Annotated in this window: 20 protein-coding genes and 1 pseudogene; 5 read left to right on the top strand and 16 right to left on the bottom strand. The window is 45.1% G+C overall.

The annotated features are described in order from the left end of the window. Positions 1-314 precede the first annotated feature (314 nt). The 4 genes from QUA43_RS12990 to QUA43_RS12975 form a co-directional block, all read right to left on the bottom strand. The gene (locus tag QUA43_RS12990) at positions 315-920 is read right to left on the bottom strand and encodes a Uma2 family endonuclease (RefSeq protein WP_333374386.1); all 606 of its coding nucleotides are present in this window, start codon (positions 918-920) and stop codon (positions 315-317) included. A gap of 233 nt (positions 921-1153) precedes the next feature. Continuing rightward, on the bottom strand, positions 1154-3238 hold the full coding sequence (recG, locus tag QUA43_RS12985; protein WP_333374384.1) for an ATP-dependent DNA helicase RecG: 2085 nt from the start codon (positions 3236-3238) through the stop codon (positions 1154-1156). A gap of 389 nt (positions 3239-3627) precedes the next feature. Beyond that, a complete protein-coding gene (locus QUA43_RS12980) occupies positions 3628-5328 on the bottom strand; it encodes a relaxase/mobilization nuclease domain-containing protein (RefSeq protein WP_333374382.1) in 1701 nt (566 codons plus the stop codon). Between the two features lie 57 nt (positions 5329-5385). After that, entirely contained in the window at positions 5386-5763 is a 378-nt protein-coding gene (locus QUA43_RS12975) for a hypothetical protein (RefSeq protein ID WP_333352199.1), read from the bottom strand. A gap of 760 nt (positions 5764-6523) precedes the next feature. Here QUA43_RS12975 and QUA43_RS12970 point away from each other — a divergent pair. From QUA43_RS12970 to QUA43_RS12950, 5 genes are all read left to right on the top strand, one after another. Beyond that, a complete protein-coding gene (locus tag QUA43_RS12970; protein WP_333374380.1) occupies positions 6524-7705 on the top strand; it encodes a ParM/StbA family protein in 1182 nt (393 codons plus the stop codon). After that, the gene (locus QUA43_RS12965; RefSeq protein ID WP_333374379.1) at positions 7698-8162 is read left to right on the top strand and encodes a hypothetical protein; all 465 of its coding nucleotides are present in this window, start codon (positions 7698-7700) and stop codon (positions 8160-8162) included. The genes QUA43_RS12970 and QUA43_RS12965 overlap by 8 nt, the downstream gene beginning before the upstream one ends. A 55-nt stretch (positions 8163-8217) precedes the next feature. Beyond that, complete coding sequence (locus QUA43_RS12960) at positions 8218-9063, top strand: mobilization protein (RefSeq protein ID WP_333294598.1); 846 nt, start codon at positions 8218-8220, stop codon at positions 9061-9063. Beyond that, positions 9060-9755 (top strand): DUF6753 family protein, encoded by a 696-nt coding sequence (locus QUA43_RS12955; RefSeq protein WP_333374377.1) that lies wholly within the window; start codon positions 9060-9062, stop codon positions 9753-9755. The genes QUA43_RS12960 and QUA43_RS12955 overlap by 4 nt, the downstream gene beginning before the upstream one ends. 76 nt (positions 9756-9831) lie before the next feature. Then, positions 9832-10200, top strand: coding sequence for a hypothetical protein (locus tag QUA43_RS12950; RefSeq protein WP_333208571.1), 369 nt, complete (start codon positions 9832-9834; stop codon positions 10198-10200). On the opposite strand, the gene QUA43_RS12945 is transcribed toward QUA43_RS12950, so the two are convergent. The 12 genes and pseudogenes from QUA43_RS12945 to QUA43_RS12890 form a co-directional block, all read right to left on the bottom strand. Next, the gene (locus tag QUA43_RS12945; protein ID WP_333374375.1) at positions 10197-12143 is read right to left on the bottom strand and encodes a CHAT domain-containing protein; all 1947 of its coding nucleotides are present in this window, start codon (positions 12141-12143) and stop codon (positions 10197-10199) included. The genes QUA43_RS12950 and QUA43_RS12945 overlap by 4 nt on opposite strands. Then, positions 12055-13374, bottom strand: a complete 1320-nt coding sequence (locus QUA43_RS12940; protein WP_333374373.1) for a tetratricopeptide repeat protein — start codon at positions 13372-13374, stop codon at positions 12055-12057. The genes QUA43_RS12945 and QUA43_RS12940 overlap by 89 nt, the downstream gene beginning before the upstream one ends. Positions 13375-13463: 89 nt before the next feature. Further along, positions 13464-13895: a type II toxin-antitoxin system prevent-host-death family antitoxin gene (locus QUA43_RS12935; RefSeq protein ID WP_333374371.1), complete on the bottom strand. Its 432-nt coding sequence runs from the start codon at positions 13893-13895 to the stop codon at positions 13464-13466. Further along, positions 13892-14191 carry a type II toxin-antitoxin system RelE/ParE family toxin gene (locus QUA43_RS12930; protein ID WP_333374370.1) on the bottom strand — a complete coding sequence of 100 codons (300 nt, stop codon included), beginning with the start codon at positions 14189-14191 and terminating at the stop codon, positions 13892-13894. The genes QUA43_RS12935 and QUA43_RS12930 overlap by 4 nt, the downstream gene beginning before the upstream one ends. After that, positions 14175-14270, bottom strand: a pseudogene (locus QUA43_RS12925) (hypothetical protein); the annotation flags it as partial. The pseudogene QUA43_RS12925 and the gene QUA43_RS12930, both read right to left, overlap by 17 nt. A gap of 18 nt (positions 14271-14288) precedes the next feature. Next, entirely contained in the window at positions 14289-15848 is a 1560-nt protein-coding gene (locus tag QUA43_RS12920; protein WP_333374369.1) for an Eco57I restriction-modification methylase domain-containing protein, read from the bottom strand. Further along, on the bottom strand, positions 15845-16807 hold the full coding sequence (locus tag QUA43_RS12915; protein WP_333374367.1) for a XamI family restriction endonuclease: 963 nt from the start codon (positions 16805-16807) through the stop codon (positions 15845-15847). Before QUA43_RS12915 ends, QUA43_RS12920 begins: the two co-directional genes overlap by 4 nt. A gap of 95 nt (positions 16808-16902) precedes the next feature. Beyond that, the gene (locus QUA43_RS12910; RefSeq protein ID WP_333374365.1) at positions 16903-17637 is read right to left on the bottom strand and encodes a response regulator transcription factor; all 735 of its coding nucleotides are present in this window, start codon (positions 17635-17637) and stop codon (positions 16903-16905) included. Positions 17638-17727: 90 nt separating this feature from the next. Continuing rightward, positions 17728-18807 (bottom strand): hybrid sensor histidine kinase/response regulator, encoded by a 1080-nt coding sequence (locus tag QUA43_RS12905; RefSeq protein ID WP_333374363.1) that lies wholly within the window; start codon positions 18805-18807, stop codon positions 17728-17730. Then, a complete protein-coding gene (locus QUA43_RS12900; protein WP_333374361.1) occupies positions 18807-19367 on the bottom strand; it encodes a hypothetical protein in 561 nt (186 codons plus the stop codon). Before QUA43_RS12900 ends, QUA43_RS12905 begins: the two co-directional genes overlap by 1 nt. Before the next feature lie 291 nt (positions 19368-19658). Then, positions 19659-20582, bottom strand: coding sequence for a ParB/RepB/Spo0J family partition protein (locus tag QUA43_RS12895; RefSeq protein ID WP_333374360.1), 924 nt, complete (start codon positions 20580-20582; stop codon positions 19659-19661). Then, on the bottom strand, positions 20572-21333 hold the full coding sequence (locus QUA43_RS12890) for a ParA family protein (protein WP_333374358.1): 762 nt from the start codon (positions 21331-21333) through the stop codon (positions 20572-20574). The genes QUA43_RS12895 and QUA43_RS12890 overlap by 11 nt, the downstream gene beginning before the upstream one ends. Positions 21334-21549 lie beyond the last annotated feature (216 nt).

Below are 21549 nucleotides of genomic sequence, written 5' to 3'. Positions count from 1 at the left end.
GTTTTCGGCACGGAAAAATTGGCCTTCACTCAAGTAAGGAAAGTGGGCGTAAAGTCTTTGTAACAGGGTTTAAACTGATTACAGGATAGTAAGGATTCAGGTCACTGAACTCCTTGCTGGGCAAAGACTTTAGATATGGAGCTTGATACTAAATCAATCTCTATTCTCAATAAGCCACGAAAAACTGTCATTTTTCCTCGTCTATTGACAATTGACCACGAAAGACAAAAACCCTTATTTTGCCCTAAAACCCTTGCCAGACAAGCGTTGGAGCCGCAAGTTTTTAGACCTGAATCCTTACACAGGATATTCTATTAACGAGGAAGAATATCATCGAGACGAAGTTGTAAGCTCTTTAGCAGAGGAGAAATAATCGGCTGACTCAGGCGAAATTGTTGTTGGGTGTAATCTTCGCCAATCAGTTGGCAAACCGTGACCGTCGGTTGTTTGGGTTTACCGATAAAAGCCACTCCCCCTAAACCGCGATAATCAACGATCCAATACTCAGGAATCTCTAGAAAAGCGTATTCTTCAACCTTTCGGGCATAATCGGTTTCCCAGTTAGTGCTGACGACTTCTACCACCAATTTGATTGATCGCCCCAAGGTAATCACAGGTTCTCTTTCCCAGAGAGGTTCGTTGGCGAGGGCGGTTTCATCTAACACAACAATATCGGGACGGCGGGCAGTAACTGTATCTGCGAAGGGACGGATTAAACAAGTGCGGGGAATGAACCAGGGTAGTTTTTCGGTTGCGATCGCAATGCCGATTTGAGTTGCCAGTTTACCACTGACGGTTTCGTGGGGTCCGGTGGGTTCCATATCAATTAATTCTCCGTCAGCAAGTTCGTAGCGAGGGTTGTCACCATATTGAGCGAGGAATGTTTCAAAAGTTAGAAGTTGTTGCGCGGTGTAAGTCATGAGAAACCTCTCAAATTTTCGCTGATTCTATTTGGCGTCTTGTTGCAGATTGGCAATTATTAACTGAATAGAATTTCTTATCCCTGCTGAGCAATCAAAGCCTCCTAAGCTGCTACGCATTTAAATTGAATGCAGAGACGGGATATCCTGCCCCTTCCACAATAATTGTAGAAAAATTGACTGCCAAATTAGATGCACAACAGCTTATAATTAAAAAACGGGTTATAACAATTTTAATTGAGAGCGCAATTCCAATTCGTCAGCCCCCGTCTTTTGATTTCTGCAACCATCAATGGATGCCCTTCTAAATTCGGGTCACTCTTAACAATTGCTACTGCCACTTCACGAGCTAAATTCAGCAAATCCTCATCATCCAGTATATTCGCCAAAGCAAATTCCGAAATTCCTGACTGACGGTAGCCCATCACAACTCCCGGCCCCCGCAACCGCAAATCCATCTCGGAGATAAAAAACCCATCGGTGGATTTTTCCAACACCTCAAGACGTGCCTTGGCTTCTGCTGTTTTACTGGTATTGAGCAGTAGACAGTAGGAACGGTAAGACCCGCGACCGACGCGACCTCTTAACTGGTGCAGTTGAGCTAAGCCAAAGCGATCGGCATGGTCGATTAAAATCACTGTAGCGTTTGGAACATCCACGCCCACTTCAACCACAGTGGTAGAAACGAGTATCTGAGTTTTGTTGTCGCGGAATGAGTTGAGCGCTTCATCTTTCTCGGCAGATGTCATCCGACCGTGCAGCAATCCTACCTTGAATTCGGGGAAGATTTCCGTTGAGAGTCGATCGTATTCTGCTACCGCTGCTCTCAAATCTAGCTTTTCCGATTCTTCCACCAAGGGAAGGATGATGTACGCCTGACGACCTCGAAGTACCTCGCGGCGGATTAAATCGTATGCTGAAGCGCTTTTATTAAGCACTTTCGTGTGAATCTTCTGTCGCCCTGGCGGTAACTCGTCAATCTGACTGACATCTAAATCCCCATGCAAGGTCAATGCTAAAGTACGCGGAATAGGAGTCGCCGTCATCGTCAGAACGTGAGGTCTATTTCCCTTGTTGAGTAAATCTTGTCGCTGCTGCACGCCGAATCTGTGCTGTTCATCGATGACTACCAGACCGAGTTTGTTGAAGTTGACCTTCTCTTGCAGCAGCGCGTGAGTTCCTACCAATAGTGAAAGTTCACCCGTCTCTAATTGGGCGTGGATTTCTCTGCGCTTGGCGGTTTTGGTAGAACCCGTCAGCAATTGAACAGAAACGCCAAGGCGTTCAAACCACGTCGCAATCTTCCTGTGATGCTGTTGGGCTAGCACTTCTGTAGGTGCCATAAGTGCCGCTTGGTAGCCAGACTGGATGGCAGCGAGGATAGCAACGACAGCAACAACTGTTTTACCAGAACCGACATCCCCCTGTACCAGTCGGTTCATCGGCGTTTTGGAAGTCATGTCGTTGAGAATGTCGTTAATGACCCTACTTTGAGCTGAGGTAAGCGAGAAGGGAAGTTGAGAGTAAAACTGTTGGATTAGAGGGCCAGCAGGAGTTATTTTTGTAAGAGCCGATCGCGCCAAAAGCCGATGGCGACGCACGAGAAATGATAGCTGAAGATAGAAGAATTCATCAAATACCAGGCGACGGCGGGCAGCTTCTAGTTGGGGTTCGTTTGGAGGTTGGTGGATATTTGCGATCGCCTCCTGCAATTCCATCAAACCACATTTTCGTCGGAGATGCTGCGGTAGGGGGTCAATTAGTAGCTCAGTCATTTCCAAAGCTGAGGATACTGCTTCTTGAACGATTTCGTTGCTAACTCCTTTTGTTAATGGATAAATCGGGATAATTGAGTTTTTCGTATCTCTTACTTGGTCTAAATCAATTAGTTGAATTTCAGGGTAAGTTAATATCATCCCATAATAGCGATCTGCCTTAACTACCCCCGATACAGTAACAATGCTTCCATTAACGTACATCAAAATTTGCTCGTTTCTCCACTGTTGAGATTGATAATAAGGATGATTGAAGAAACGCTTGCAGGCTATGTTACCTGTTTTATCCTTGACGATAAGCGTTTGGATTGTTAACCGAGGATTTTTAGGTGGACTGATAATTTCGTGTTTCTTTATCTTCCCCACAATTGTGACAGAATCCCCTATTTGCAAGCCCGCTATTTTGACTCGTCGATACTTGATGTAGTCGCGAGGAAAGTAAAGCAGTAGGTCGAGGATGCTGGTAATGCCAAGTTTTTCAAGCAGTCGGCAATTGTTTCTGCTTAACCCTGACAGATAATGAATTGGTAAATGCAGGTTCATGGGATTTAATAAGTTGAAATTGCTCGTGTGGCTGCGTTAGCAGCGAGAAAGTAAAACCAATACTTCTCTTGTTTCAAAAATAATCAAGGGCTTCTTGAACCGAAAATTTACCTTCATTAATTCAATGAAATCGAGATAATTTATCGCAAAGTCAGTTCTTATTTTAAGGAAATAATAGAAGAAACTAGCGCTTTTTATGTGTGAGGTAAAAAGTGTTATATAGTACGTCTAAATCATTTATTTGAATTGTAGTATGGGCATCTTGCACAAACCGCGAGCAAGATACTCACATGACCGTTGCATAACTCATTTAAACCTGCTATAATAGCCGCAGTTATCACTTCTTTGCATAGCGCGGGCTGTGGGCATTGACATCAGAATTTAACCTGCTAATCTAAGCTCACACCAGCATTGCGCTCGCATAGCGTTTCCTTTGGCACATCGCTTGTTTGATCAAGTTCATCTGATTGGGTTTCCATTTCTTGAACATCGGTTATCAGTATCCCATTCCACCCATCAATACCAGGGTTTATTCGTTTAGCTTGAGGTAATATCGAGATAATTTCTTGGGATAATTTGTCTCCAAATTCGTCTCCTTTCAAACCGACTACTATAGCGGGAATGTCTATAAGAAACTCTGTTGGCAAGGAAGATATGGCATCGATGCTTAAATACAAAGTCGCTCTGCGATTGAAATCGGGGTCGAGAGCGATCGCAGACAGCATTTCCACCGGATTGCTGGCAATAACGGCTCTTTCAATATCGTTTTGAGTCGCTATCCAGAAAATACCTTGTTCGCTGTCTTTTCCAAGTGACGTTTCTGCGTTACTACCAATGGAAAATGTTCCATTTGACTCCCAAGTGGAGGTTCCCATATAATCTCCCGTAAGCGTGCGGAGAGTAAACACAGCAAGGGCTTGGTCATCTATATCTATCCACCCTTTATCGTGTAACAGGTCTATCAAGTCGGAGGGGAGGCAGGCATTTTCTACCAGCCTTTCTCGCACGGATTGCCAGTGAAGAGTTAAATCTGGTTCGTTTGTCTCTTGATTTAATGGTTCATCCAGGGATACATCTTCTGACTCAACATTTAAAGAATCAGTGGCACTCTCTTCAACATCGGAAATATTGGTGGTGTTTTCTTCTTCTATGGTGTAAATATCTGGGTTAATATTCCTGTTGGGGGGTAAATTATTGTTCCCGGTGCTATTGATGTCAGTATTGCCTGTGGTGTCACTATCTGTGTTTCCGTCCCCATCAGGTTTACAGTTTCCTGTTTGTAAAATCTGGTTAGAGGTTCCAGTTGGAAATTGTGCAACAGCTTCCGAATCTATGTCAGGAGAATAACTGACTCCTTTATATTTTTGAAGTCCTTTGAAGGTGTAAGCTTTGCCTAAATGAGTGCCGCTAAAAGCGATATTCTCTAATTTGTAGCTAATGCCTAATTCACCTGCGGGGGTAGGTTTTATTTTTACACTAATACCTTGTTCGCTGAGTCGGTCAATCAAAAGAACAAGCGCGGGACTGTCACTGGTTGCTCGATCTAGTGCTGTTTGCAGTTGTTCTCGCGTGCTGATTTCCCCCGTTCTTGCTAACCGTCGGTGTTCGCCAGTTGTGGGAGAACGACGTTGTTTATCAAAACTGCGGGAAGCTGTTGTCAAGTCGTACTTTTCTTCCAATTCTTGAATCAATTTTTCGCTACGTAGGTAATTCCAGCTATCCGATACACAAGTTCCTTTTTCATCCAATTTGATGCGGCTGGCTGCAATATGAATATGGTCGTGTTCGCGGTCGGTATGGCGGATAATGGCAAATAGGTTTTGATCGAGTCCCATTCCTTCTAGGTAATCAAGAGCGATCGCCCGCCATTTGGCATCGGGAATATACTCGCCAGAAGGTACGCTTAAGGTGGCATGGTAAACTGGTTTTTCAACTCTAGGATTGAGTTGTTTGGAGAAGAGAAACTCCGCAGCTAATTCCTGGGCATTTTCTCCTACAATATTTCCTCCAATCAGTGAAGCTCCTTCTTTGGAGAAGAGGTAATTGAGCAATGGAGTAAAACTTTTACCGATTTTCTGCTTGCCAATCATTATTTACTAAACTTAAAAAGTGTGTAGCCCAAAAGTGATGATTTGTGGATAGTTTTATTAACATTTTTCGCTAGGATATTCTGAATTTTCCTCGATTTCGCTTAAATTCATTAGAAATTGGACGTTCATTTGCTTTTGCTGTACTTGCTTGAGCAGTGCCAAAGTTTCCTCAATAAGTTCCTCAAAGTTGGCTGGCTGTGTAATTTCCCCCCCCATCCATAATGCTTGTTCTGTAGCAATAGCAATTGGTTTAAGCCGGAGGTTAAGTTCTGCTAATTTTTGGCACAAAGCTGGTTGATGTTGTTGTTTAAAAGTGTGGTATCGGAATAGACCGCTGATACTTACCTGGAGATTTTTAGCCATTGCTTCAGCAAGTTGAAGTTCTTCTGGCGTTAGGTATATGGCTATTCTTTTGATTCGTTTGGAGCTCGACATGGTTAGTTTGCTCGCTATTTGGTGTTGGAGTAACGAACTTTATCCTTCGGCTGCGATCGGGTAGCGTGCACGGAGGGCAATTGCGCCTCAGCCACCTGCCGATCGCTTGTTGCCTGGAGGGGCTTTAAGGCATGGCAACTCGATGTCAGTCTTTCCAATGGAAAATTTTCCCTTGCCACTAGGGCTTAGACTCAGGTTTCGCTGAATTCAACAGGCGTGGGAATTTCCAATGGAAAATTTTCCATTGTCACTGTGGCCCAGAGCCAGATTTGGCTGAACTTAACAGGGGTGGGAATTTCCAATAGACATCTCCGAAAATCAATGATGCGTGCTCTTCCACTTTTGCTTGCATACGCGATCGCCCTTGTCTCTACATCTTTTTTCGAGATGTCTGTCTAATGGAAAATTTTCCATTGAACAGCGACAGGCTGGCAGCAGCGCTCTCCTCATAGGGGTGCTACCCCGTTATAGAAAGCAGTTTGCACGCACCTCTGACACAGCTTGCTACCAAAAGCTGTGTCAAAGCCTAAGCCGTGAGTCCGATTTTTGCGGGTGCTGGGATTCAGACAACTGGCTGAGGGAGGCGAGGTTTTACGAGGGTTAATAAGTAGTAAGTGCGTTTTAATCCTTGAATAGCTGTTGTTTTACAGCCTTCTTTTGAGGTGCACTTGGCTGAAGCGTAAGGGTTATTTCTGCACGCCCAAGCGTACAGGGCTGTTTTTTTACCACTCTTGAAACTTCAATTAGGAAGAGCTGCGATATGAGCGAAACTACTATCGAAACCATCTGGCCTCAAGCGATCGCGGCCTGCGATTACGGGGGGTCAGCTACCAAAATTCTCTACGCAGGGACAAAGAATCAAATTCGATTGCTCTGCATGGAACCGGAGGTCGTATCTGTACCGCAGGAATCTATTTTGGCTTACGGCAGAGACCAATTGGGGTCAGCCGAGCCTGAGAATACGGCTTGGGTTGCCTTTAGAAACGATTACAGGGCAGTGGGGTATTTGGCAAAAGAGAGGTTTCACGCCAATGCCGGCCTTTCGGAGCTCAAATACGAGAGGGCGCTGCACAAAACTCTGGCTGGGATGTGGGCGATTAAGGAAAAGCTGAATTTGCCTGCGAAATTTACAGCGGCGATCGCAGTGTTGTTGCCACCGGGCGAATATGAAGACCGGGGGAGGTTCGAGCGGGTGCTGCGGGAAGCTTTAGCGGATTATCAAACTCCTACGGGTCAGATGAGCGTGGAATTGTTGGCGTTTAACTGCAAGCCAGAGGGGGGTGGCATTTACCTGATGCACAACAAGAAAGTCGGCTCTGTTTTGAAAGAGCGGGTGTGCGCGATCGCGATGATTGGCTACCGCAATGCTAGCCTGCTGGTTGTTCAGCGGGGAGATGTCAGGCCGGGAAAAACGAGCGATTTGGGCTTCATCCGCATGGTGGAGAGAGTGGTAGCTAGGACTTCAGGGCAAACTGCTGAGCGATTGACTGCGGCGATCGCCGCAGCGGGATCTGAGTTTAAGGCCGTTTCTTTGATGCGGTTGGCTCGCAGCACGACTAAGCAAGGGCGGGCGGAAGAAGTGCAGCAGATGATAGCAGCAATCAAAGAGGCGCGGCCTGAATATGTGCGGAGTCTCACCAGTTGGTTGGATGAGAATTTGCCGCCGGATTGCGATGAATTGGTGTTCTGTGGTGGGACGGCTGATTATCTCAAAAAGGAGTTAAACGAACATTACGATCGCTTCCCGATTATTTGGAATGCGGAAGTTGCTTTGCCATCTATTTTGACAAAGAAAGGATTTGAAAATCGACTCAATGATGTCTATGGGATGTTTTCGTATTTCAAGGGTACTTTGAAAAAGCAGTTCAATTCTCAGGTAAGGGAAGACGCTGTTTGTGGGTCAAAAGATTCCGCTTTTAAGGAGATAGTTGCTCATGGCTAAGGAAAAAGAAAGGGTTGAGTTTTTGTGGCGCTATCAGCCTTTTAAATCTACTCCTGATGGAGTTTTGATGTCCTATATTAAAGGCAATTTATTGCTGCCTTCGAGAGAAATGATTCTTCAAGCTCTGCGCCCTTACTGGTTGCCGTTAGCATATCTGGAAAAAGGGGATATCGATCCTGTTATTTTAGGGCGGTTATTTAAAAACGCCGTCTATGTTCTGGAAAAGCAAGCTCTCTATTTGCGCGAGCGAGGCGGGCTTGAATATCCTCCTATTCATATAGGGGGAATGCCTATTTCTTCAATACCATCTTCGCGAGAATTACCTGCTGTTATTGAAGAGGCAGACAGGTCTATGCTGAACGGTGCTAGTTTGATGTGTTCTCACCATGACCCTAGCAAATTGACTGCGGATGACTTGTTTGAATTAGAGGATTTTGATGATTCAGGATTCGCTTGATTAGGATTCAAGTGTTGATTTGTTAGAAAGTAAACGTGAAATAGAGGATTGAGATATGGCAAGTAGAAGTAGGAATTCTAAGTATCAAGTTCAGCTAACAGATTCTGTGGTTAAACAGGTTGATGAAGGAGGAGATGCAGGTATGGGTACAGCGACAGAAAACTCGAATGGTTTCAAAGAGTGTGGCTTAGAGAAGGTTGAGAAGTCTGCTACTAAAATTCATCTGATTGATGGAGAGAAAGGTGGGGTTGGTAAGAGTTTATTTGCTAGGGTTTTGATTCAGTATTTCTTGGATAAGAATTTTCCGTTTTTTGCCGTAGATACCGATCGCTCTAATCCTGATGTATCTCGAATCTATGAGAGCGTATGCCGTGAAGCTCTGTTTAGCGAGGACGAGAAGAAGTTTTACGAAGCGGATCGGATTTTTGAATTGGCGTTTGAGAAGAGCGTAATTGTCAATTTACCGGCTCAGGTTTATCCTTTGGTAACTAAGTGGATGGGAAGAAACAATTTAATTGAGTTGGGGAAGCAGTCTCGCATTAGTTTTTGCAAGTGGTTTATTTGCACGGGGGGTTATGATAGCGTGCAGCTATTTTTGAAGTCAGTTAAGCATTTTGATAATAAGATTGCTCATGTTCTTGTCCGCAATTTAGGATTGGAGGATGATTGGAGTTCTGTGGAAGAGATGGAGGAGGTGCAGAATGCGATTAAAAAGTATGAGGTGAAGGTGATTGATTTTCCTAAGTTTTATTCGCGGGAAAGGAATGCAATTGATGCTCAGGGGATAACTTTTGATTTGGCAAGAAATAGTCAGGAACTTGGTGTGTTGGGCAGGCAGCGGATTAAGTCGTTTATGTTGTCAGCTTATGAGGCGTTTGAAACTACGGGGATGTTGCCGTGAGTTATGGTGCTGTTGATACTAAATCTTTGCTTGATATTGCTTTAGAGGGGCAATCTGAGGAGTACAGGCGCAAAGTTTTGGAGTTGGCTTTTAAGGGAAAAATTGAGCCAACTGACCCGATTTTTCTGATTTTGTTGGCTGCTGGCCGATTGGAAGTGCTGATTCAAGAGAGTCCGAAACCGGAGGATTTTGAGTTAGCGTTCGATCGGTGGGTGGGGCGGATTAATAAGACTTTGGCGAGTTACGAGCGGGTGGCGGTTGAGAAGCAAGAGGGGCAAATTGCTGAGGCTGTCAATTCTCTGCTGCGTCAGACGGAATTGACTCGGTGGAGAACATCGGCTCTTGCTTTGATACCGGCTGCGGGTATCCTGTTGGTGGCGTTAGGTGCCGGTGCTGTGATGGGGTGGATGGGTTTACTTTGGTTGCAAGGAGGGTTTGCGCCGGGGGAACCAGTTCATTTGACTCAAGAGCAGGCGGAGGCTTTGCGGTGGGCGACTAGCGCTGAGGGGAAATTTGCTCGGAATTTGATGAAGTGGAATTTGGATAGTCTTTCTAATTTAGAATGTAAGAAGGAAGTCGAGCGTCTGGGGGTGACACTGGAGGTGGCGGGGCGTCCGGCTACTTCGGGGTTTTGTACAATTTGGGTAGATCCACCGGAGCAGCGTAGGTTTAGGGATAGACCGAGAAAGTAGTTAGCTGAACTAATGGTTTTGGACTCAGATAACTACCTGATTAATTACAATCAAGCCTAATTTTAATAATCATTCCATGACTACAGTTACAAAACAAGAAGTTGAGAAGTTTCGTTCTGAATTAGGAGACTCTCCAGAGTTACAAAAAACTGTGGATACCCTTGAGGAGTGCGATTGGATTTTAGAAGATGCGACCACGCTGATTGCCAGTCGTGCAGGGGAACCCGTTGAAATGGGAGATTCTTTGCTAGAGAATTTGGTTGAGAAGTCGAGGAAACATCTTTGTAAATCAGAAGTAAAAGCTGGATGGAGCGATCTGAAAGATGTGTTAGATATTTTGAAAGAAATTCTGCCACCTCCTGCGCCACTAGCAGTAGCTTGTTTATTCAAATTGTCCGAAATCGGCCTGAGAAATTTGTGCGGTTCGGTTGAATCTGAATTCTAACGTCCCGTAGCTATGAAACCAGCCCAATAGTAGGGATTGGCAAAAGGTCGTGGTTGGCGATCGCGCACTTGCTTCAATGAACTCTCAGCGATGAGACGCTTGCCTTTTGAAAGTTTGGTAAGAATTTCTTCGATTTGGGGCATGAATTCGTCTAGGCATTTCTCAAAATCTTGATGCGTCAAATCTCGCAACCAGATTTTTGCGTCTTTGAGTGCGATCGCCACATTTCCTGCTTCCCCTTTTTCACCCTTTCTGAGGTTCTCATAGAATTTAATCATTAAGAAGGCAGTTGCCAGTTCATCGACTTTCCAAAGACTGCTCACAACACTAGGACTACCTGCAAATAGAAAGCCACTGGGCAAACCAATGTATTCATCACTAATGCTGGTATGGTCAGTTAAGCCAGTTTCGCAAGCGGAGAGGGTAACGAGGCGACATTGATTGATGTCGAGGCTAAAGATTTCTCCCAAACTCAGGAGTTCATTATTAGCCAGCTTCAGATAGGATTCCAGAGGGGATTTTTCGTTGAAATCTCCGTGACAAGCGAAATGAAGGCAGTGGGTGGAGCGTAGCTGCTTTGCATAATTATTATCGTTAATCAGTGCTACTTTGGTCGCTGCTGTTTCTACTAGAACTTGTGCCGAGTCAAAGTGCTGGCAAATGGTTTGCACCTGAAGGCTGGCATAGGTTAAGTCTTGAGTGGGGTTCTGAATGCCAAAGATGTGGGTTAAGTAGGGGCGTTCCTGTTTTTGACTCAGTTGCAATAGCTGGCAGCTAGGAGCATAGCGAACTCCTTTGGGAAATTTGTCTAAGAGGCATTTGTCCTGCTGGTTAGGCAAGGGCATAGCGTGAAGGGGAAGGAGGTGAAGTAAGCGATGGGGAATCAGAATTACCTGTTGGCAATTGTCTGGCACTCGCTTGAGGATGTCTTCTAAATGCAGAATTTCAGCGAGTTGATGGAGACGGGATTCTAAGTTGTCTCGCCAATGTGTTTTTAAGGGGCGATCGTAATCTTGCAAATATTCATCAAACCAGTGATTTAAGGCTTGTAAATCGGCTGGTTCGGACTGCCAGAGTTTTGGTACTGAGGATTGGGTGATGATGAAGGTAAGAAATCTGTCACCCAGGATATACCACTGAATAATGGCCGTTTGGTTATCTGGTAGTAATTTCTGGATAGCCTCGAAGGGGATAGGTTCAACTTTTTGGGTAAATGTAAAGCTAGAGTCTAGTTGGTTGATTTCTGCTAGTAATTCATCTCGTTGTTGTTGTTGTTGAGTTAATTCTTGTCGCCGTTGTTCTATTTCGTTGCGATATTTTTCCTCTGACTCTCGACTGCTGATGAGTATTTCTAATTCTCTCTGTTTGGCTGGAATTTGCCGCCGCAGTCTATCGAGTTCTTGGCAATGAGTTTGGTTAAGTTCTAAGGAGGAGTAAAAATCGCGTTTGGGGTAAATATCTTTGTTAGCTAGAAGTTCGACGAGGTTACGGGCTTTGCTGCGTTCGGCATATTCTATAGCTTCGGTGTAGTTTTTTAGTTCTAGGCAAACTTCCACAATATTTTGATAAATTGAGTTGTATTTTTCGGCTAATTTCTGCTTAGTTTCATCGCCAGAATAAATCCCACCTCGGAGTAACTCGACAGTATTAATCGCATCCGCAAAGGTATCATAAGCTAACTGTAAGTTGGGAACTTCTCGATAGGCAAGCCCCAAATTAAATGAGGTTTCAGCATGATTTTGCGGAAAAGCTTCACGGGTGAATACAGAGAGTGCAGCGGTGTAAGATGTGCTCGCATTCTCTAGATTATCAGCCCTCTCTCCCCTGATTCTGTCAGAGTAGGCAGTTGCCAGATTATTTTGCGTCATTGCCCAATCTTCGGGAAAGGCATCGCGGGTGCGAACTTCTAAGGCGGAAGGCGGCAGTGTAAGATGCGATCGCATTTTCGATATTCTGTACTTTTTTTCCCCTGATTCTGACACGGTAAGTTTCTCCCAGATTATGTTGCGTCGCTGCCCATTGTTCGGGAAAGGCTTCCCGCGTGCAGACATCCAGGGCGGCGGTGTAAAATTTGATCGCCGTTTCGATATTGTCTGCCCTCTCTCCCCTGATTCTGAAATAGTAGGAAGTTGCCAGATTATGTTGCGTCGCTGCCCATTGTTCGGGAAAGGCTTCGGGGGTGTAGACATCCAGGGCGGTAGTGTAAAATTTGATGGCCGTTTCTATATTGCCTGCCCTCTCTCCCCTGATTCTGTCAGAGTAGGCAATTGCCAGATTATTTTGCGTCATTGCCCAATCTTCGGGAAAGGCTTCGCGGGTGTAGACATCAAAGGCGGCGGTGTAAAATGTGATCGCTGTTTCGATATTGTCTGCCCTCTCTCCCCTGATTCTGACACGGTAAGCTTCTCCCAGATTATTTTGCGTCATTGCCCATTTTTCGGGAAAGGCTTCGTGGGTACGGACATTCAGGGCGGCGGTGTAAAATTTGATCGCCGTTTCTATATTGTTTGCCCTCTCTCCCCGGATTCTGTCAAAGTAGGCAGCAGCCAGATTATTTTGCATCCCTGCCCATTTTTCGGGAAAGGCTTCGGGGGTGTAGACATCCAGGGCGGTAGTGTAAAATTTGATCGCCGTTTCGATATTGTCTGCCCTCTCTCCCCTGATTCTGTCAGAGTAGGCAATTGCCAAATTATTTTGCGTCGTTGCCCATTGTTCGGGAAAAGCCTCGCGGGTGCGGACTTTTAAGGCGGCAGTATAAGACGCGATAGCGCTTTCGATATTCTTAGCTTTCTCTCCCCTTATTCTGGAATAGTAGGCATTTGCCAGATTATTTTGCGTTTGCGCCCATTTTTCGCTTCCAGGTTCCCGATGACTTAAAACGATTTGATAACCTTCTATAGCTATTTCAATATTACTCGCTCTTTTCCCGTGAGGAAATTGATTAATATCAATACTCAAATTTTCAATGTCGCGGAGGATTGACTCAATTGCTTCTGGCTGTTTGGCAATTGCATTCTCAACCAATTGCTGTAAAATCTCGACAAAACTTGCATTGAGGAGATGTTGCCCTTGACGGAGAATGGGGTAAACTACGGCAACATCGCTATTGCTATCTTGTTCTGCTTTCAATAATTTTCGGATAAACTCTCGATAAGTTTCCGTATTTTCAGCCATTGGGTGTTACTTCAACACAGATATAACTTGAGTATAGACGCGAGCGCCCCTTCTTGACCACTAAAATTAGCGCGAGCGCACCTCCCTATTCACCCTAACCCTAACTTCTTTCGCACCTCCTCACTACTCACAACTTTACCTGCTTTTTGCTGTTGTTTCGAGCGATCGATAATCTCTAAAAACTGAGGATTGCTACTTAAAGAAACCCTTTCAATATCAGCTATAGCTACCAAAAGAGCTACAGGTTTACCTTCAAATGCTGCGATCGTAGGTTCTCTTCCCAAACTACGGACATAATCGGTTAATGATGCTGCACAATCTGACGGTTGTCGCTGCAAAGATTTTTTGATTAATATTAGCGAATCTGGATTTGTTGCTAAGGGTAAATTGTCTAAGTCGGCGATTGGTGTTAGGACAGCTACAGGATTTCCCTTGATGGTAACAAGCAACGGCTCTTTTCCCAAAACTTGAATATATTTACCCAGCGATTCAGTTGCTTGTGCAAGTTCTACTGATTTCATAGTTCAATTTCCTCCTGACCGATCCGAACTCGGTTGCGGTTCTTGACTCCAACTGCTTGAATATAGACTACAGAAACTGTATTTTCTTCTACATCGTAGTACACCCGTAAATTTCCAATCCGCAATTCCCAGGTTGCTAAACTGTTAGGTTCCATCGATTTGCGATTTCTTGTCTCAACTAGGGGTTCATATTTTAGTTGTTCGTCTACAGTATCTAATACAGTTCGTTGTTGCCGAGTTGTTAGAAATTTTAGATTGTCAATAGCAGCGTCAGTGTATTCAATTTGATAACTCAATTATCCTCATTTCAATGTTAATAACACATCCAAACACTCGTTTTTCTCCACACCATCCGACATGAAACATCAGATAGCGATCGTGCTCAGTTCTTACTTATAGCTCAGGTACGCTTCGTTTGGGTAAAACCTCAAGAATCCTTTCAGCTAGAGCATTGCCCAATTCCTTCGGTTCCAACTTATGCAATCCACCCCCATACACGCGACCCTCACCCATCAGCGCTTCATCAGAAATGCGATTGAGCGCCTGCCAAACCTCTTTGAGCAATTCTGGCTTACCTGAAAGTGCTTTGGCAAGGGCAGGTTTAGGATACAACATCAAATATACATTGGTAGCCGTAGCCATTGAATGGTTCAAGATAAATCGAAAAGGTCTACCTCTACCAGTATCCTGACGACCCATATAACTACAGAGGAACGGGGAAGGAGGACGCTTTTCCTGCGAATACCAGGGAGTACGATGGTTACACAGGTAGCGATCACAAATTCCCTGTTTTACTCCCATCTGCAAATATTCCCAAAGCGACGGATACTTAGCTTTCACCTCCAAAGGGGGCAAATCGCACGATAGTAAGAATAATCGACGATCGAGAATCGGATTTCCCAAGTCATTTGCTTCAATTTCATCCAATGATAACAGTCGGGGACTGGGCAAAACTGGCTTGAGAAATTCAAAGGGCAATTTGTAAGCAGAAACTTGCTCTGGTGTCAACACAAAAAAATCGTTCGCTCCCGTCGCCAGCCCCCGTTTAATAGTAAATAAGTCCTTAAGTTTCAACGGCTGTTCTTGAGAATTCACACTACCAGACATCAGTCCAAATTTAGTCCACTTAGCTGCACTGCGTAGCGACTCCACCGACACGATCAGCGACATTTTAGATGCTGTCAAACTCCCTCCATAGGTAAACTCAACAGCATGATTAGCAGGTGGCAAAGCTTTCTTAAACCAAACCACTGCTGACGTACAGAGTGCATCTTCAAACTGCACGTCAGCAGCATCGAAACAGTGAATTCGCAGTAGGGTAACGCGATTTAGCAAGTAATCCTTAATTTGCTGTCCGTAATTCACATCCATAAATCCACTGGGAATCAGCCACCCCGCTAAGCCGCCAACAGCCATACTCGCATCCGCAATGCACAAAAAATGGCAGTAAAGACTAGCCAACTGACTGAGTTTAACTCCCGCTGTTTGCTGTGCTAGCTGTTGCAGCCGCAGCTTTTCAAGTCGATTCAAATGATGGTGTCGGACATAGGGAGGATTGCAAATGACTAAGTTAGCTTTTTCCTCGTCAGAGTTAGGTGGTGTCGCTTGCGTAAAGTCAGCGATATTCAGATGTAACGAAGTGTCACTCCAAAGCTTAATCGCTTCGTTTCCGTAATGGGGGTCAATTTCATAGCCGACTGCTTTAACAATTTGCGATCGCCCAAATTGCTGCAATAATGCCGAGTAAAAAGAACCTGTACCAAAAGCCGGGTCGAGAAAACGAATCTTAATATCTGACGGCAACAGCATTGAAGCATATTTGATAATATCTGCTGCCAGTGTTGGAGGCGTAGCAAACTGACCTAGCTTATTTCGCTGAGCTTGAGTTCTAGCTCCATCCAGTTGCGATTGCCGCAACATTCGTGTCAATTCAATTGTTGCAGTTACATTCATATTTCAAATAACGCTAAATCATCAATCCGATGTTCCCAAACCCAGTCAATTCCTTCGGCCGCTTCGTAACCCAAATAGCCACTGTCAAAGTAACCGCAAAGAAACAAAATAAAACGCACGTTATTGCCGTAGTTACTCCTCAATTGAGTCATTTTAATAGCTTCTTCCTTGCGTCGCTTATTGGGATTGGTATAATCACCGGCGGATTTCGCTTCAATCAATAACGGGAATTCACCAGGGCTAGAATCAATTGGCACGAGCGCAACGTCAATAGGGATATTAATTTGTTTGCTGCCGGACTGTAAAAGTACCGGGATATTGAGCCGAAACGAGAAAGTCCCCGGTTGCATTGTCTCAAAGCTTAATCCGGCTCCTCCTCTAACGTAGGAATAACCGCGCTGTTCCAGCCATTGCCTAATCATAGCAAGCTGCCTTCGTTCTTGAGCGTTGCGGACGATAGGGTCAGAAATAGCACCGCAAAGGCGATCTGCTACAATTGTTGCTGCTTTTTGAACTTCACTATCAGTTGGCTGCTGTCCGCTTTCTAGCCAAGGAAAAATATCTTTGTCGAGCAGCCGTGCAATAATTTGACTAATTTTTGTGAGTTCAGCATCCAGAGTTGCAATGTCTGCCCGGGGCGGAATTCGCTGTTTCTCTTCCATATTTTTGACCAGGTTTGGCGATACTCCTGCTAAACCGATCAGGCGATCTCGCGCAATTGGCGGCGCTGCCGCCATGCGTAAAATGGGCAAAACCTCTGGATGCTGTTGCAGTAATGCGGACGTGATGTTGGTCAGATTGGCTGTCTCTGCTAAGGCGGATTCAACTTGTTGAGTTGTAGCAATGCGAGTGTCGCGGTAGGCTTTTGGAGCGAACTGCATGAACCAATTGTTATAGAAGTCTACCGACAGGGCAATATCGGGTTTCCACAAGTGTGGTTTGTCGGCATTAACTGGCACTGCATCTCCTCTAATCGCGACCCTCGCCTAAATAGCTTAGATTGCTGGAACGTCTCTGTTGTATTATCCACCAAGCGGTTGCTCTTGAAGCGGATTTAGTCAACTAAACCCGCGCGAAGGGCTCTGACAGCCGCTTGAGTGCGATCGTCGCAAGACAGCTTATTAAGGATGTTACGCACATGAGTTTTCACAGTACCGAGAGAAATGTATAGCTGCTTGCAGATTTCCTCATTGCTGCAACCTTCGACAATCAACTCTATAACCTCTTTTTCTCGTTCTGTTAAAGGGTTCGCCATTAACAACTGACTGTATTCTGGCTCGACTCCATTGATTGACACAGTGGAAATAGTTGCTGAATTAACAGATTCCTTGAAAGGATTATTCATGCGAGCCAAAACGATTCTGGCAATTGAAGAATCGATCCAGTTTTCGCCAGCGTTTGTCTCAACAACGGCTTCCACTAACTTTTCAAAACTGACATCTTTCATGCAGTAAGAGTCGGCTCCCGCTGCAAAAGCTGCCAGCACCGATTCTTCGTTATCCTGCATAGTCAAAATCAACACTTTCGGTTGGTTATCCACGCTGGGGGTTTTTGGAGTTTGTATGTATTCTTTGAACCTTTTGGTCAGTTCAATTCCGTCTACCAACCCCGGTAGTCCGATATCAACGATCGCTACATCAGGCCGGGTTTTCTCCAGTAAAGTTATCCCTTGCAGGCCGTTAGCTGCTTCTCCGATAAATTCGAGTTCTTCGCAGTCTTCTAAAGCTGCTTTGATTCCCGCCCTTGTCAGGTGATGGTCTTCAATTAAGGCAACAGTAATTTTATTCATGGTTTGTTTAAAAAAGGGACAATTGTACTTCAGCGACACCAGTGTGTCCAAGGTAGAACGTATGCGCTCTTTTGTATCCAAACAAAACTTTTAGAGTGAGATGGGGAGCCGTACAGTAAATGTGCTGCCTTGGCCCACCGTTGATGTCACGTCAATGCTGCCAGAATGGGCTTCTACAATCCGGCTTGACAAATGCAGTCCCAGGCCGCAACCTGCTCTAGCATGGTTTCCGGTGCGGAATCTTTCAAACAACGTGGCTTGTTCTGAGGTTCTGATGCCGGGGCCGGTGTCTGCTACGCTAATGCTTACCGACTTGGCATCTGGACGGACAACGACTTTCACACAACCAAAATCCGTGAATTTAATGGCATTTCCGACTAAGTTGGTGATGACTCGGCGGAGTTCGAGGCGATCGCCCTCAATCCGCAACGGTTGTGGGTCAGGCTCGTCGAAAGTTAGGACAAGTCCTTTATCGATAGCCACAGCGTCCAGTTCCTTGACAACTTCTTTGACCAGTTTTTTGAGGTCAAAGGGGGTGATCGCGAGAGTCTTGCAACCAGATTCAAATCGGTGAACCTCCAGTAAAGTATTGACCAACGAAAGCAAATTTTTGTTGCTGCTGCCGATGGTGGCGATCGCCTCTACCGCTTGAATGGGCAGTTCACCGAATTTCCCTCGTTTGAGCAGGGTCAGCATTCTATCAGCGGCAACTAGGGGAATCCGCAAGTCGTGGGTAAGACGAGCCACAAAATCCTCTCGTGCCTTTGTCATTTCCAGCATCGCATCTATGCTGTGTTTGAGCCGGAGGAGGCTGCGGACGCGAGCCAGTAACTCATTTACTTGAATAGGCTTGCAAACGAAATCATCAGCCCCCAAGTCGAGTCCATCTGCTATGGGCATTGAGTTGTCAGCCGCAATTAACAGGATGGGGATAAAAGGAAGTTGAGGATTTGAGCGAATTCTGTAAGTAACTTCGTAACCGTCTACTTCTGGCATCATTACATCCAACAGGAGTAAATCTGGCGGTGACTTCTCAACCTTAGCTAAAGCATCAAGTCCGTTGGAACTCGTGCTGACGCAGTAGCCTTCTTCCGAGAGAATTGCCTGCACGATCAATAAGTTGTCTGCTGCATCGTCAACTGCCAGGATTTTACTGGGTTTATCTCTCATTACCCTAACTTCCTTTCACCTCTCCATCCAAAACTTACGAATGAGTCCATATCTTCTAAGTCAGCCTTTTGACGAAGAAAACTTAAAAATTGTTGATAATCTTGAACCTGCTTGGATTCTTCCAATTTTCGCTGCTTTCTGATTCGCACCAAGTAGTCTTTGAGGCGAACGTACCGCCATCCTACTTGAATCCCCAACTCGTAGATTTGAGTGGTTTTGGGATTCGCGCTCGCTTTGAGTAAGGTTTGTGCGACTCTTGGCGAGTCGGAGTCAGAAAGGGTTCTTCTGCTTTCTTTTCCATCCGTGTAACCTTTCCAAAACTCTTGGCTGCGGGTTGAAGGGTGGATGGAAATCTTGTACTCTTGCAGTGTTGATTCCAGCCAATATAAGTCTTGTTTTCTGTCGTTCGAGAGTGAATCGTTTGGCTGATACTTATTCCAGGCGCGAGCAAAAGCGTTGAGCGACTTTTGAAAATTGGTCAAAAAATAGCCGGACAGGGTTTGAGAGTTTGCCGGCAGTGAAAGTTGGCTGCGGTTTGAGAGAGTGTTAGTTTGTACCATATTTATCAACCTTCGCAAAACTTGGTTTGAGTTGGTATTTTTCTGGTTCTGTTCTAAGTGTTAATCTATCAACAGGTAAGCTTGAGCTAGCTCTACCTAAAAGCTGATTTTTCCTTCACTGCTGCCAAGCTAATTTCTGATTAAAGGCAGAAGCTAGAATGCGGAGCTTTAATTCAGAATAAGTGTCAAGCGCTTCTGCCTTTGAATGGAATTATCAGTTTTTTGGGCTGAACTTTTGCTCTCAACTCGGGTTGTAGCGATTAGCTAGAATGCGGCATAGGTAAATTTTTCCTAATCTACTAAGAGAGATTCTAGCTCTGTGAGAATTTTTTGGAGGCGCTTCTGCTTCTTTGGATCGCTCCAAACTTTTGACTTGTTCGCTTTTGTTAAAGCTCCCTTAATTTGGCTTTTCAGATTTTCTTCGGGTTTTTCTGCTGAAGTCTCTGTCTTTAAATCTGCGATCCGTTCTTTAATCTGAGTTAAAGATAGACCTTCCGCGATCGCAGATTCCAGAAGCAACTTTCTGGCTGGCTCGTCTTTAACTTTGGCGATCGCTCGCGCCTTGGTGTACTCGATCTGACCCCGGCGCAGGGCTTCTTGGATGTCTGTCGGCAGCTTCAGCAGTCCCAGTCTGTTGCTGACGAAAGACTCCCACGACATCCGCCCCAATTCGCTAAAAACCTTGACGACTAATTGCATTTCATGATGAATGATAACGTTATCATTCATCCTCTGTACATCATTTTGCATCCGGTATAGCAGCCGCACCACCTCTTCTAGCTCGTATTCGAGGTGATGGGAGAGCAGTTGCAAGATACCCTCCGTTTCTTCGACTGGGTTGAGGTCTTCCCGCTGGAGGTTCTCAACTAATGCGACGCGCAGAGCTTGCTGTTGGGTCAAGTCCCGAACAATAACAGGGACTTCTGTCAATCCCACTTCTCTAGCAGCTCTATACCGCCTTTCCCCTGCTACTAGCTCGTATTTTTCCTCTCCCAAAGGACGAACTAATAAAGGTTGGAGAATTCCGTCAGTTTTTACTGACTCAACCAAAGCCTGCATTGCTTGGGAGTCGAAATATCGCCGGGGTTGAGAGGAGGCAATCTGGATCGATTCAATCGATAGAAGTCTTTCTGTTGGTTCTACCACTTCATCATCTCCAAATAAAACGCTCAAATTTGCCTTGCCTTTATAGGGTTGGTCATTCTTACTTGACATTGAGTTTCTCCATTTTGGCTGCTAACTGGTCTAATATTTTGACAACGGGATTTTTAGGTTCGTAAACAGCAAGCGGAACTTGTTTCTCCGAAGCATCAGCGAAAGCAGTTATGCGAGGAATGGGAGTGTAAACGGGGGCAACAGTCGCAAACTGCTCGTTTATGGCTTTGAGAGTCCGCTTGTCCTGAGAGTTGGCAGCCGCGTAGCGCGAGGGAACAAAACCAGCTACTTGCAAAGAACGGTTTCCCTTCTTCTTGATTCTCGCTACTGTTTGTAACAACAGGTTGGTGCCTTCAAAGGCTTTGTAGTGAGTTTCAACGGGGACTAAAACGTGAGTAGCGGCAATCAGGCTGATGTAGCTGAGCAACCCTAAACTGGGAGGGCAATCTATGAGGATGAAGTCGTAGTTGTCTTGAATGGGGGCGATCGCATCTTTGAGGCGAACTTCCCGAAAATCCATGTTAACCAGTTGAATTTCAGCCGCGCTGAGGTTGATGTTGGTAGGAGCCAGATCCATACCGTGAATGCCCGTGTGGATGGGCATAGGCTCCTCATTGACAATGGCATCAAACACAGTTTTATCCAAATTCTGAGAGTCAACCCCCATGAACAGCGTCAGAGAGCCTTGAGGATCGATATCGATGAGTAGAACTTTGCGTCCCCGCTTAGATAATTGGTAGCCGAGATTGAGCGTAATTGTGGTTTTCCCGACACCGCCGGCTTGGTTGAATAGCGAGATGATCTTGGTCATAACTTTTGCTCCTGTAGCGTGCCGCCATAGTTCCATCCTGCGTACAAGAGGAAGTGGCGGTTAAAACTGTAAGCATATTTGCATTTTTGTTGAAGTCTGGGGATATCTGCACTTTTTGCATAAACCCTATTCCCTGACCGTTTTGTAGAAAAACTTATAGTTATAGTCTCATGTTAAGGTGATATTTTTAAAGGCGCATTCGGGATTTTTTTATTT

The sequence above is a fragment of the Microcoleus sp. N9_B4 genome (assembly GCF_036701635.1).
Lineage (GTDB): Bacteria > Cyanobacteriota > Cyanobacteriia > Cyanobacteriales > Microcoleaceae > Microcoleus.
This window is presented reverse-complemented; position numbering and strand designations above follow the sequence as displayed.

What these genes read in the sequence shown, in the direction of transcription:
- QUA43_RS12990 (WP_333374386.1), bottom strand. Translation starts at nt 920, where the DNA reads ATGACTTACACCGCGCAACAACTTCTAACTTTTGAAACATTCCTCGCT.
- recG (WP_333374384.1), bottom strand. Translation starts at nt 3,238, where the DNA reads ATGAACCTGCATTTACCAATTCATTATCTGTCAGGGTTAAGCAGAAAC.
- QUA43_RS12980 (WP_333374382.1), bottom strand. Translation starts at nt 5,328, where the DNA reads ATGATTGGCAAGCAGAAAATCGGTAAAAGTTTTACTCCATTGCTCAAT.
- QUA43_RS12975 (WP_333352199.1), bottom strand. Translation starts at nt 5,763, where the DNA reads ATGTCGAGCTCCAAACGAATCAAAAGAATAGCCATATACCTAACGCCA.
- QUA43_RS12970 (WP_333374380.1), top strand. Translation starts at nt 6,524, where the DNA reads ATGAGCGAAACTACTATCGAAACCATCTGGCCTCAAGCGATCGCGGCC.
- QUA43_RS12965 (WP_333374379.1), top strand. Translation starts at nt 7,698, where the DNA reads ATGGCTAAGGAAAAAGAAAGGGTTGAGTTTTTGTGGCGCTATCAGCCT.
- QUA43_RS12960 (WP_333294598.1), top strand. Translation starts at nt 8,218, where the DNA reads ATGGCAAGTAGAAGTAGGAATTCTAAGTATCAAGTTCAGCTAACAGAT.
- QUA43_RS12950 (WP_333208571.1), top strand. Translation starts at nt 9,832, where the DNA reads ATGACTACAGTTACAAAACAAGAAGTTGAGAAGTTTCGTTCTGAATTA.
- QUA43_RS12945 (WP_333374375.1), bottom strand. Translation starts at nt 12,143, where the DNA reads ATGCGATCGCATCTTACACTGCCGCCTTCCGCCTTAGAAGTTCGCACC.
- QUA43_RS12940 (WP_333374373.1), bottom strand. Translation starts at nt 13,374, where the DNA reads ATGGCTGAAAATACGGAAACTTATCGAGAGTTTATCCGAAAATTATTG.
- QUA43_RS12935 (WP_333374371.1), bottom strand. Translation starts at nt 13,895, where the DNA reads ATGAAATCAGTAGAACTTGCACAAGCAACTGAATCGCTGGGTAAATAT.
- QUA43_RS12920 (WP_333374369.1), bottom strand. Translation starts at nt 15,848, where the DNA reads ATGAATGTAACTGCAACAATTGAATTGACACGAATGTTGCGGCAATCG.
- QUA43_RS12910 (WP_333374365.1), bottom strand. Translation starts at nt 17,637, where the DNA reads ATGAATAAAATTACTGTTGCCTTAATTGAAGACCATCACCTGACAAGG.
- QUA43_RS12905 (WP_333374363.1), bottom strand. Translation starts at nt 18,807, where the DNA reads ATGAGAGATAAACCCAGTAAAATCCTGGCAGTTGACGATGCAGCAGAC.
- QUA43_RS12900 (WP_333374361.1), bottom strand. Translation starts at nt 19,367, where the DNA reads ATGGTACAAACTAACACTCTCTCAAACCGCAGCCAACTTTCACTGCCG.
- QUA43_RS12895 (WP_333374360.1), bottom strand. Translation starts at nt 20,582, where the DNA reads ATGTCAAGTAAGAATGACCAACCCTATAAAGGCAAGGCAAATTTGAGC.
- QUA43_RS12890 (WP_333374358.1), bottom strand. Translation starts at nt 21,333, where the DNA reads ATGACCAAGATCATCTCGCTATTCAACCAAGCCGGCGGTGTCGGGAAA.